Raw genomic sequence first — 10,976 nt, forward strand, 5'->3', positions numbered from 1 at the left:
TTTTGAAGTCTTTTATTTTCTTTTAAGAGGTCTGTTTCTGTTTTTCTTGAAGACGATGTTGAAGAGAGTATTTTCTTTAGCCAATTTCTGATCGACATCTCAGAAACACCTAGCTCCTGGGCGGCCTTAATAATTCCAAGCTCTTTTGATAATTCGACAGCATTCTGCTTGAATTCATCAGTGTAGCTGTTCTTTTTCTTAGTCATATCCCTCTCCTAGTGGTGATTATACCACATGTTGAAAGTGTCTACTTTTGGTGGGGAAGTCCATAGTACTAAAACAAAATGGTATAGCGATTGAAGAGCATCTAACAGCAGCCTATATTGCATTTAATACAGCTGTTACAGCTAATCATATAGCAGACTGGATATGGGAATCGATTTCAGAAAATAAGAAAAAAGAATTATCTTCAAAATTTGAAATGACAAACACATCCACTGGTTGTTTTCTCAACTACTTAAAACAAGTAGAATCGATTCGACAATGTAGAGAAATAGCAAATGGCTCTAAGCACCTAGTTGATAAGCCAAGCACTAATATTAAAGCTAATATAAAATGGAAAACAATTCCAGCACAAGCAGGAACGCTATATGCAGGAGGCCCTCTTTCAGGTAACTATTATAGCCTTTATGTCGAAGAAGATAATAAACAAATCAATGTGATGACAATTTTTGAAAATGCATACGCATATTGGACTAACTTTATTGAATCTATTTCTGACGAATTCCGTATAGAATAAAAACGTGCCCTAAATATAGGACACGCTTTGTACAAACTAAGATACTATACCATTAACAAGGAGGTAGATTATCTAGGTTATTCGAACTATAGTTATCTGGGGCAGTTGTTAAATACTCACTCCCTCCGTTCGACTTAACTAGAACATCTACTTTCTTTCCATTTACATTAACAAAGTAATCATAATTTCCTGATTTAATGTCTGAAATTACTTCTGTTGCTCTTCTAGGTGACCAATAATTACCAGAGTTACAAACTCCGATAATATTGTCATTAATGTCTTTCTGGACATTGGTAATTTGTCGAAAAGTCATAATTTACCTCCTTTATGACGAAATCATTATAAAGATAAAGTATTTACACAAGCAGTCACTATTAACAACTTTAATTTCTAAACTTGAAAAAAATATAGACGATAAGTTACCATAAAACTTTGAGTGGTAATTTATGAGCTATAAAAACTTTAATGAATTAAAATTTTGTAAGAATCTAAAAAAAATAAGAAAGTCATCTGGCTATACACAGGCACAGGTGGAAGAGAAGCTAGACTTAAGGCCAATGGCAATATTCGATTTTGAAAGAGGAAGGATAAAACTTAATATTGAAATAGCAGTACAACTAGCGAATCTATATGATTGTTCACTAGAAGAAATATACTCAATTGAAAAAGAAAAAAATAATATAGAAACAAAGGAAACATCAGATTTACGTTTTCTGCCAGTTCTTCAAACAGGAATCTCAAATAAGAACTACTACATAATACATCATCACCTTATAACTGATCCAATAATCATGGCCGATCTTGGCCTTAATGAAGTACCTCTTAGAAAATCACCATTTGATAGAATTACTGACAAGCTTACAGAGCACCAAAAAAGAAAGGTTACAATTGAAGTATTAAAATATATGAGTTCTCTAATAAATATAGACAATAAAATAACCACAGAAGAGAAGATTATCTTTAATGAATTAATGAGCTCTCTTAGCTTTCCTCTAACAGAACAAGAGAAAGCATCAATAAATAGAGCGAACAAGAAAGTTTACCTAGGTAAGACCTCTCCAAAGTATTTCAAATCAGATGCGATAAAGCGTTTTTTAGTATGGCTCTTAATAATTACAGCGAAGTCAGATAATGACTTTGCAGAAGAAGAGGAAAGCTATATTAAAAGGATCGTTCAGCATATAGGCCTAAGGCTTGAGGACTTTGACTTTATAAAGAAAAAAGTATTAAACCTATAGATCTAGATACATTCTTTTCTCTTATTCTCAACAATTTGTTTCAGCTTTTGATAACATGTATATTGTCGATCTACATTTGCTTTAAGATCTTCAAATGTTGTATTTTGGAAAGGTATCTGATTAAGACTACGGCCAGTACTTTGAAGGTTTTTAAAAATATTGTGCCAGTTTTTAAAGCTATATTCTCTCTCCTCGAAATAGTTTTTCCAATATAAGTCTATTGCATCTAAAGGAGAACTTCCGTTATCTTTTAAGTTTTTATAATGTGCAATCTCACGCTCAAAAGGAAAATGAAAGAATAATTCCATTTTTTTTGGGTTAAATCTTAAATTGCCTAGACGGTAGTAATCTTTACCAAAATTGACGATTAAATCTTGTTTAAATATCATTTTCCCTCCATCTAGGCAGACTTTAATTATTTTATGTTCTATACCAATATAAAAAAGATAAGAAAGAATCTTATTTTTTCTAGTATTGAAATACAGTGCAAAGAAATATTATTATTTTCAATAACAACCATATAAAGTAGGCAATAAGCATAAACCTAAAATAAGCATTCCCACGAAGTAATATTGGCTTTGAATATGAAAATAAAACAAAGCACAATGTTATTAAAAGCTTCATTGATTGCCCCATTTAAAAACTCTCTAATATTGCTTTTATTGTCTTTAACTTCTCTTTATCGAGCCTCTTCAAGATCTCTACACACTCAGCGTACGTATTCTCAGGAAGAGGAACACTCTTATTTACTAGAGCCATAAATTCTTCATAGCTGTAACCAAGACCATTTAATACCTTAAGTATTAAATTAGGATTAAGATCACAACGGCCATTTTCAGCATGGTTTAATTTAGTATCAGAAATACCAATCACTTTTGCAGCTTTTCTGATAGATAATTTTCGAGACTCTCTTAAGTATTTTAAGACACTGGCCTCTTTTGTCATGATCTTATGATCACTTCTTCTTACTTTCTTCTTTGTTGTTTTCATAAAACATCTCCATAAAAAATTAACGAAGATGCCCTTTGATTGTTACACGTGTAGTCCTTGTTATATTAAAGACTTAGCCCTATTTTTAAGGACACTTCCTACACGTGTAGTTCAAATGATGACGGCTAAATTTTTGAACTAAGCCAAAACTAAGCAACGACTAAGCCAACGAGAGCAATGTCGAGACATTTCCAGTAACATTGGCAGTGAGCGACTTGATCTAACCTACTGAAACCTAATTGAAATGATTTAAAATACTTATGAATTAATGGCGGTGGCTCCACCAAATCACTTGCGTAATTTGGTGGAGGTGCCGACGGACTTACAAGACTTTGTTTTTATTGAAGTCAAAAAGCGAAGTGTAGCCAAAATAGCCACAACGGCCCTATCTTTCGATAAACGTTATCACTACTCTTTTGTGTAACGTTTGGTTGAGTTCATTTTAATACGAATCAAGAGAGTAGGCAAGACTCAAACAGACGGGTTAAATAAAGAAGCTATTCCAAAGAACCAGAGTTAAGACGTGCCCACTCTATCTTTCCTGAAACGATAGTTCCCCGTGCAACTTCATTGCTTTTAATTGTTGTACCTTCAATGCTTAAAATATCAATACACACGACCTCCGTCATAGACATATGTGCTCTAGCTGCATCTTCGAGTATTGCATAATTCATTGATGTTACATTACTGTTTACTGAGGGATAAGCAATAGCATCAATCTCTCTCTTGGGATCATCTAAAAAGTATTTTGTAATCGCTATCGTTGTCTTGTATTTATAATTTTGACTAATTTTCTCCCTAAACTTTCTTCTCAAATATTTCTGCATTAGTGAGTTCTTTTTAAAGTCCTCTTTAGTCAATTTGGTTTTGTAGTCTGGCACAGACAGATTTCCTGGTATTGGTGCGCTTCTTGTTTTTATTAAATTATTAACATCAATCCCTAATGGTTTAAAAGAAATCTCTTTTAGTAAATTTTCATGAGTGTGTTCAAAAGAAGCAACTGTCCACCTTTCCCCCGGTTTTGCACTCATTTCTAATAAACAACTCGCAAAACTTTCTGCACAGTAGAAAATTGATTCATCTGATGTATTACAACGGCCTAGTTGATTAATAAATTCCACTTCAGGATTCCATAAGTCTTGCTCAATTTGGAACAAGTCCTTATTTATATTTTTTCTAGCTCTGTATAAGCCGACTGTTTTTTGTTCCACAGCATGTTTTTTAGCTGTAAGCGAACCTTTAATGTAAACACTTCCTTTTAAAACACTGATAATTTGTTCATATACCTCGCCTACTGTTAGCTTCTTGAGATCCTGTTTTTCAAAATCTTTTATCGACTTTTTCACAGATTTTATTGATCTACCTGAAAGTGCATTAAAGTTTACATTTCTCATAGTCCAAATATATTTTACAAGTTAAAAAAGGATTGACTTCCTAATTTGTTAATACTTTCCCAAGCTTCTTTGTGAATTGGTAGATGTTGGCCTTGAATATTGTATGAATTAAGAAGATATTGTTTCATGGAGTATTTGAAATTTTTATTTTTATTATTTAAATCTTGCTCAATGTTCAAGTAGGATAAATACTCTTCTAAAAGCCCTCTCACAGTAACAGAATGATTAAAGGAAACAGTGCAAAGAAGCTCAAATTCAGTTAATGATATTGCTAAACATCTTGGTCTTTTCTTTTTTTTAAAATAATCTCTCCATTCTTTATCCAAAAGAGAAGATAAGACTGCACGCCCGAATGAAAACTGTGTAGCCGGGAAAGGCTCTGCTGTTACAACGACAAAAATTATATTTGAGGGGAAAATATTTTTATATTTTCCATCATGGCTTTTATACCAGTTAAACGACTGCCTAAACTTTTTTACAATTGTATTTTTATAACAATTTTCTAATTCTTTTTCTCCACAATATGTTCGTAAGCTTTCTATATGGAACAAGTTTTCCAACCTCAATAACAAGACGTTGCTTAGTATCTACTACATCTGGACCTGGGTTATTACTCCCCTTAAACTTTGGCTCTTCATCAAACCCTCTATAAACAGTAGACAATACCTTGCAAACATACTTTTCAACAACATTCCCATAGTTTTTAGAAAAATCTGTCTTGTAAGGGTCTGTTCGGCCCTGATCCCTCCTTAACTCTACCTCAACTTGATTTAAAGATAAGTATAAATGATCTAGAACTCTATTAATTAAAAACTGGGGGACAGGGAGAAGTAACTTATCATTTTTAATATTAACAAAAGGCGTCTTTTCCAGAGGAGAAAAACCAGCTGAGTAGGAAATCTCATCTTTAAATGAATCACAGAGTTCATTTACCTCACTCTTTAACTCTTCTAGAGACTTAGAAGAGTTTAGACTTAATTGCATTTTGATATTTTCAATTTTATTTTTAATGTCTGCGTTTGCATTTTCAAGATAAGTAGAGAAATCAATTCCTGGGAATTTTTGAGCATCATGCATTAAGATGGCTATTATACCAAAAAACATTACGAATAGTTGTGGAAAGTTAACACCAAAAATTTCTTCAATTTTAAGATTAGGATCAATATCCCCCCACTCATCCTCCATGCTCAAGAATATATATAAACGAGATAATACAAGACTTATATCTTCCTGTAAGCTTCCCTGAAAGATCTCGTTCCTTACAAGGAAGTCTATGCTATCATCCTTTGAAGATTTCGCCTCTCCTGCCCCCCCCTTCTCTGACTGACGGATAGCATTTAGGCTCGCAACCTTTCTACAAAGGATTCGCAAATCTTCAAATGTTAAGTCTTTTTCTTTCTCTGATGTTAAATGCCTTAACGCAAGATTAACGAGAGGTATCAGGGTTACTATGTTCAGATCTTTATCGATCTGATTAAGCATACTGAAGCCAAGGACTTGACCCGACGCTGTCAAAATATCAATAACAGAGAATGGCTGAAGATCATCGATGATATCCTCAAGGCTGCTTTCAATGGGACGATTAAAATCAACATTCACTTTCTTTATCTTCTTGAACTAACTGACAATTACAATCCCATTTTAGCATTACACGCTGATCTTTATGTGTTCCATGCTTTGTCATAATTTGGTCCTTAGCCAGTTGAATCGCTTCTTCTTCACTTTCTGCGAATACTTCAGCAACTTTCGTACCTATTAATGCCTCATCCCCTAGTTCTCTTGTCATCGGATCTTTTAAACTAATCTCACATACACAATTATACTTTGCCATATTTCCTCCATTAAGCCCATGAAGGAACATAATACGTAAACTTAGTAGACTTGCTACTTGGATCGCCTACTTTTATTTTTCCCTCATCAACGGTTTGTTTTATAATTTTTGAAACTAACGAATGATTTGTCTTGGCAACTTTTAATCTTTTTCGAAATGTCTGGTTAGTCATTTTTTCATTTGCCAAATACTTTAACACACAATGTTGATAACAAGCTCTCACACGCTCATCAGGGGACATATCCTGATATTCTTTTGGAGAATAGATTGTTACTTTAAAAGTACTGGGGAGTTCTTCAAATTTTAAAGGAGGAAGATTGAATAACTCTATGGCATCTAAAGCACGATCAATTCCACTCCCTCGATCTTCACATATTCCTAAGTGGTACATTGCTCTGGCCAAGACTTCGTTACGAGGCTCCGCATTGTCAATTATCCTGTCTAGAGACAAGTTAGGCATCAGAGACCCCGGATTACTAATTTCGATTCTATCTGTGAAGATTTCAACCTTTGGGTTGATAGAAATATTATGCAAATCCTGATGTATCAATGCATTCGCCATAATTTCTCTTATAGCAACCTTAGGATACACCTTTACTTCTTGCCTAATAGCATCCTTAATCACCTCACTCGAAGGTAAATTTTGCATAATATAATCCAACATGCCTTTAAAGCCTATCGCATACCCTTTTTTTCCAACAACTTCCCTTTCGGCATTAGTTCTAGTCTTATCACTATAAAGAATTACCCTAACACCTCTTCTTTCAAAGCCTGAAAATTTACTAAAATCCTTTGCTGCTAACAAAACTCCTAAGTTAGTTATCGCAACTTGATCACCTACAAATCTTATTAGTTTTCTTTTTTCTAGTTCCCTAGCTATTTTTTCAGTAGAAGATGGAACAGGAATATCTAGCAGTTCAAAAAAGTCACCATACTCTAGAAGAGACAACACCTCTTCGATAGAGCTTGAAATAAATGAGTCAAGCTCCTCATATTTTTCAATCTTTGAAGACATTAAAGCTTGAGCAAGCTGAACTTTGTTCATTCTACGAGTAGAGCAAGCTGTACGAATAAAAGAATGCTCTATTCCCTTTCCTCTAAGATGAACAGGCTTACTCTTTGATTCCTCAATATAAACCATTAAGATATTTTTACCATCTTCATTATAAAGATAGTGGTCAATCTTAACCGCCGGCTCTAGAGAGTCATGCCCAATATTCCCAAGTCGATTAATAATCTCCTTTGATTCATTATTAGCAATTCCAACCTTAGTTCCACTATCATTAATTCCAAAAATAAGGAAACCACCACCAGCTTGATTGGCAAAAGCAGACAAATGCTCAGCAAGCTTTTTCTTATCCTCCGAGAGAGCTGTTTTCCAATCTAGTTCATTCAATTCATGTGGTGGGTCTAAACTTCTTTCAATTAAGCGCAAACCTCTATCAATCCAAATCTTTTCCATTTAACCTCTACCTCACGCAATAACACATAGGAAACATATAAGAAACACGCAAAAATGTCTATATTTTTAAGTATTTAAAAACCTGAAGTTCAACCATAACACATAAAGAGTCTCATCTCCTTACTTTTCTAAACACATAAAAACAAACGTAATATCAAGCAGTTACTGTTCACTGCTCTTTTCGTAACACATAAAAGACATTAACCGAGAAAAAATATCAGCTTCAGGAAGTTTAATAGATATTCACTAGGAACAACAGCACTGAAAAACTGTGTAATCAACGTTCCAAGCTCCAGCAACGAGTTCCAATTTAATCACTTGCGGAGAACGAATAAGGTTTCCAGAATTAGTATCAAAACATCGATCACAATACTTATAACCACTCTTTACTCTCTTCACAAAATATTTACTAATCTTTTTTCCATCAGACATATTATGAGAATTCCTAACAAAAACTACTTTCGGAAAATGATTCGTGTTCATCAGCTTTTTTAAAGCTACATCATTAGCTGCCCTTCCGTGATGTGGCGCCGTTGCTAACAGGTTTGATGAGCTAGGAAGTTTAAAATGTAACAATGAGTCAGCACAGAACAATACGTCCCCACCATTTCCTCTATGAATAAAGACCAATGACCTCCTATTTAATCTATTTACGTGAATGTAGTAATAAGCACGATGTTTACGAATTTTTGGCACTTGAATATATTTACTGTTAACTGGTCTAACGATTGGATTAGAGGTCAAGAGATCTATACTAGATAAATTTCCCTGAAGATCACTCGTCTTATCATAATCGAACCACCTTATATCAAGATTTTTCTCTAGAGCTAGTGAATAGATTTCAATTATCTCAGAGAGAGCCCCTAGGGCCTCATTTAATGCACTTAACTTCTTTTTTGACAATTTTTTATTACTAATAAGTCTCTGTCGGCAACTCTTACATTTATAAATATGTAATGCCCTTGCAGTCTTCCTATGTAAGCTAATTCCTTCATGAACAGAAGTTTCTTCATACTGAGACTCGTCCACATCATTAAGGGGCTTCATATCTTCAAACTCTTCCCCCTCTTTATCTATTACCGAGCACTCTTCATCACTATAACTAATTTCTTTGTCTTTTAGTGAACTGATATCATCAAGCAATTCTCTAAAAAATTCTCTTGGTCTGGCGATAGCATCATCTACTCTATCAAACCATAAAGCAGGTAAATAAACTTCTTTCTTCGTAATGTTATTATTATTTAAGATTTTTTTTATTCCACCTGAGTGATCGCGATCGTTATGAGTGACAATAATTATATCTAAACGACTAATTTTTAAATTATGATATAAATATTCATCAATATCAGTTTTATCAACTAAACCTTGACCAGCATCTACAAGAACGGAAACTTTACCTGAAGTAATATCTCCTTCTAAAAAAAAGCAATCACCAGAATTAACCGGAATAGATATAAACTTACTCACATATACCTCTCTAAAGTACTACAATAATAGTAGCTTTTCGTCACTCTTAGGCAAGAAGTTAAGCCCCTCAGTAACCCCTCGTTCATCAATCCCCGCAAGGCGTAAATAAACTCCGAGAGTTTTCAAATCCTTCCACCCGCAAATTTTCATGACCTTAACTGGTTCCACTCCTGAGCCAATAAGCTGAGTAGCAAAACAAGCTCTCAACGTATGAAATCGAATCTCAGGAAGGCCAATAGACTTACAAAACATTTTTAAAATCTTAGCTTGTTTACCGCCTGTCCAAAGAATGTACCTCGGAAGAACGTACTCACACCTAGACAGATTTTTTATCTCTAACAGCAAAGAGCGAAGCTCAGAAGAAATAGGTACACTACGCCAGTAACCGGCTTTGGTATCCTTGTACTCACCCACCTTAAAGTTATATGACCTTTCAACCTTTATAAGAGAAGCGTCAAAATCGACATCCTCCCATCTAAGAGCATAAAGTTCACCATTTCTCATACCTGTAAGTAAGGCCATGGCCCAAATAAAATACCAATCATGATCCTGTGCCTTGGCTTCATAAAGAAGCTTACGAATTTCATGAGGCTTTAATATCTCGGGCCTCTTATCTTGCTTAACAACAACCTTTAGCCCAAAGACAGGACTATGAGGCATCCCTCTAATGGCCCTATTCTCTATGGCCCAGTTATAAATCATGTTGATGGTGTTCTTCACACGCTTTTGAAATGCTCTACTTCTGCCCTCTTCGATGACTCGGTCTAAGACTTCTCTCCCGTCACCTTTAGTGATTTGAGAAGCTGGCCTATCAAGCCAGCTCTCAGTCCAACGATGAAGCATTGAAACATAGTCTCTAATTGTCGTAGGGTTGTAGCTCTTTTCAATATAAGAAGGCTGGGCGACTTCGGCCGCCCATTTAGTAATGATCATTCTCCAAGTGAAACCATGCCCTTCTTCTTGGGCCACTTTTTGTGAAAGCTCTTGAATCAGTTTCTTTTCCTTACGAGTTGCTTCTGCCTTAGTCTTTAATCCTTTTATGCGTTTTTGACGCCTGATATGAGGCATAGCTCTACTTCTAATATTTACATAAACTGAAAATCGAGAATCGCCACAAGGCAAAGTTTCTTGAGTTACGGCCATTACTACCTCCTATGAAAATGAAGCTTCCAATAATTGATCAAGCTCGGCTCTCTTAAAATAAAGCCTTCGATTCCACTTTCGCTTAATCAAAATTCCCTTACTCACAAGAAGCCATACAGCATTACGCGTTTTACCAAGGTATAAGGCCGCTTCATCTGTATTGAGCCATGTCTTATTTAGAAAAGTCTTTTCCACCTTTCCCCCTAGTTAAGATTAGTGAACCCCACAAGCCGTGCGTTCACTTCCTCATACGTTTTGGTACCACCTTCGTTGGTTTTAAATGACTTCATCTCAGCTCGCCCTTGAACAAAGACTTCGTATCCTTTTTTAAGATATAAAGAGCAAAGCTCAGCTTGTTTTTCCCAAACGACGACCTTTCTCCAGTGAGGAGGAACATCTTTTCCCTTATTAATAGCTACCGATAAATCGCAGACAGGCTTGCCCTCTTTTGTGTACTTAAGCTCAGGATTCTTACCTAGCCTTCCCATAAATGTTTCGTATGTATTTTCCATTTCTAATTCTCCTTCTCTTAATTAATCCCGACCTTCTTAAGTAAGAAATCATCAAAGGATAAGCTTTGCTTATTCTTCTTATTGAATTCTTCCCAAGCCCTTTCCAGTAATTCTCTTTTACTTAGGCTACCTTCTTGGACCTTCTCAATGTCCTTTGATGAAATCTTGTCAATTCCAAATAAGGCCAAGTCTTTGAAAGT

16 protein-coding genes are annotated in these 10,976 nt (G+C 34.9%); 2 read left to right on the plus strand and 14 right to left on the minus strand.

Annotation, left to right across the window (positions count from 1 at the left end; all coding sequences use genetic code 11):
* On the minus strand, positions 1-206 hold a 206-nt coding region (locus M902_RS00005), incomplete at its 3' end, for a transposase (RefSeq protein ID WP_021265700.1).
* Positions 207-256: 50 nt separating this feature from the next.
* Here M902_RS00005 and M902_RS00010 point away from each other — a divergent pair.
* Positions 257-739 carry a hypothetical protein gene (locus M902_RS00010; RefSeq protein WP_021265698.1) on the plus strand — a complete coding sequence of 161 codons (483 nt, stop codon included), beginning with the start codon at positions 257-259 and terminating at the stop codon, positions 737-739.
* Between the two features lie 52 nt (positions 740-791).
* On the opposite strand, the gene M902_RS00015 is transcribed toward M902_RS00010, so the two are convergent.
* Positions 792-1,052 carry a DUF3892 domain-containing protein gene (locus M902_RS00015; protein ID WP_021265692.1) on the minus strand — a complete coding sequence of 87 codons (261 nt, stop codon included), beginning with the start codon at positions 1,050-1,052 and terminating at the stop codon, positions 792-794.
* A 133-nt stretch (positions 1,053-1,185) separates the two neighbouring features.
* Between M902_RS00015 and M902_RS00020 the strand changes: the two genes are divergently transcribed.
* Positions 1,186-1,977, plus strand: a complete 792-nt coding sequence (locus M902_RS00020) for a helix-turn-helix transcriptional regulator (protein ID WP_021265696.1) — start codon at positions 1,186-1,188, stop codon at positions 1,975-1,977.
* Between the two features lie 2 nt (positions 1,978-1,979).
* On the opposite strand, the gene M902_RS00025 is transcribed toward M902_RS00020, so the two are convergent.
* From M902_RS00025 to M902_RS16585, 12 genes are all read right to left on the minus strand, one after another.
* Complete coding sequence (locus M902_RS00025) at positions 1,980-2,366, minus strand: hypothetical protein (RefSeq protein WP_021265691.1); 387 nt, start codon at positions 2,364-2,366, stop codon at positions 1,980-1,982.
* 247 nt (positions 2,367-2,613) lie between these two features.
* Positions 2,614-2,967: a helix-turn-helix transcriptional regulator gene (locus tag M902_RS00030; RefSeq protein WP_021265694.1), complete on the minus strand. Its 354-nt coding sequence runs from the start codon at positions 2,965-2,967 to the stop codon at positions 2,614-2,616.
* Between the two features lie 497 nt (positions 2,968-3,464).
* Positions 3,465-4,361, minus strand: a complete 897-nt coding sequence (locus tag M902_RS00035) for an RES domain-containing protein (RefSeq protein ID WP_021265701.1) — start codon at positions 4,359-4,361, stop codon at positions 3,465-3,467.
* 14 nt (positions 4,362-4,375) lie between these two features.
* Complete coding sequence (locus tag M902_RS00040; RefSeq protein ID WP_040313594.1) at positions 4,376-4,912, minus strand: hypothetical protein; 537 nt, start codon at positions 4,910-4,912, stop codon at positions 4,376-4,378.
* Positions 4,851-5,960 carry a hypothetical protein gene (locus tag M902_RS00045; RefSeq protein WP_021265695.1) on the minus strand — a complete coding sequence of 370 codons (1,110 nt, stop codon included), beginning with the start codon at positions 5,958-5,960 and terminating at the stop codon, positions 4,851-4,853. Before M902_RS00045 ends, M902_RS00040 begins: the two co-directional genes overlap by 62 nt.
* Positions 5,950-6,192, minus strand: a complete 243-nt coding sequence (locus M902_RS00050) for a hypothetical protein (protein ID WP_156979671.1) — start codon at positions 6,190-6,192, stop codon at positions 5,950-5,952. Before M902_RS00050 ends, M902_RS00045 begins: the two co-directional genes overlap by 11 nt.
* Positions 6,193-6,202: 10 nt before the next feature.
* The gene (locus tag M902_RS00055) at positions 6,203-7,654 is read right to left on the minus strand and encodes an ATP-binding protein (protein ID WP_021265690.1); all 1,452 of its coding nucleotides are present in this window, start codon (positions 7,652-7,654) and stop codon (positions 6,203-6,205) included.
* A gap of 246 nt (positions 7,655-7,900) precedes the next feature.
* On the minus strand, positions 7,901-9,121 hold the full coding sequence (locus M902_RS00060; protein ID WP_021265697.1) for an MBL fold metallo-hydrolase: 1,221 nt from the start codon (positions 9,119-9,121) through the stop codon (positions 7,901-7,903).
* Positions 9,122-9,139: 18 nt separating this feature from the next.
* On the minus strand, positions 9,140-10,264 hold the full coding sequence (locus M902_RS00065; protein WP_021265693.1) for a site-specific integrase: 1,125 nt from the start codon (positions 10,262-10,264) through the stop codon (positions 9,140-9,142).
* Between the two features lie 9 nt (positions 10,265-10,273).
* Positions 10,274-10,459, minus strand: a complete 186-nt coding sequence (locus M902_RS00070) for a helix-turn-helix domain-containing protein (RefSeq protein WP_021265689.1) — start codon at positions 10,457-10,459, stop codon at positions 10,274-10,276.
* An 8-nt stretch (positions 10,460-10,467) separates the two neighbouring features.
* Entirely contained in the window at positions 10,468-10,776 is a 309-nt protein-coding gene (locus M902_RS00075; RefSeq protein WP_021265699.1) for a single-stranded DNA-binding protein, read from the minus strand.
* Positions 10,777-10,793: 17 nt separating this feature from the next.
* Positions 10,794-10,976 (minus strand): hypothetical protein (locus M902_RS16585; RefSeq protein ID WP_040313596.1); only part of this gene is annotated, 183 nt, incomplete at its 5' end.

The sequence above is a fragment of the Bacteriovorax sp. BAL6_X genome (genome assembly GCF_000443995.1).
Lineage (GTDB): Bacteria > Bdellovibrionota > Bacteriovoracia > Bacteriovoracales > Bacteriovoracaceae > Halobacteriovorax_A.

Excerpts from the sequence above, each read along its gene's own strand:
- M902_RS00020 (WP_021265696.1), top strand. The coding sequence starts at position 1,186 with ATGAGCTATAAAAACTTTAATGAATTAAAATTTTGTAAGAATCTAAAA.
- M902_RS00035 (WP_021265701.1), bottom strand. The coding sequence starts at position 4,361 with ATGAGAAATGTAAACTTTAATGCACTTTCAGGTAGATCAATAAAATCT.
- M902_RS00015 (WP_021265692.1), bottom strand. The coding sequence starts at position 1,052 with ATGACTTTTCGACAAATTACCAATGTCCAGAAAGACATTAATGACAAT.
- M902_RS00055 (WP_021265690.1), bottom strand. The coding sequence starts at position 7,654 with ATGGAAAAGATTTGGATTGATAGAGGTTTGCGCTTAATTGAAAGAAGT.
- M902_RS00030 (WP_021265694.1), bottom strand. The coding sequence starts at position 2,967 with ATGAAAACAACAAAGAAGAAAGTAAGAAGAAGTGATCATAAGATCATG.
- M902_RS00065 (WP_021265693.1), bottom strand. The coding sequence starts at position 10,264 with ATGGCCGTAACTCAAGAAACTTTGCCTTGTGGCGATTCTCGATTTTCA.
- M902_RS00075 (WP_021265699.1), bottom strand. The coding sequence starts at position 10,776 with ATGGAAAATACATACGAAACATTTATGGGAAGGCTAGGTAAGAATCCT.
- M902_RS00050 (WP_156979671.1), bottom strand. The coding sequence starts at position 6,192 with ATGGCAAAGTATAATTGTGTATGTGAGATTAGTTTAAAAGATCCGATG.
- M902_RS00025 (WP_021265691.1), bottom strand. The coding sequence starts at position 2,366 with ATGATATTTAAACAAGATTTAATCGTCAATTTTGGTAAAGATTACTAC.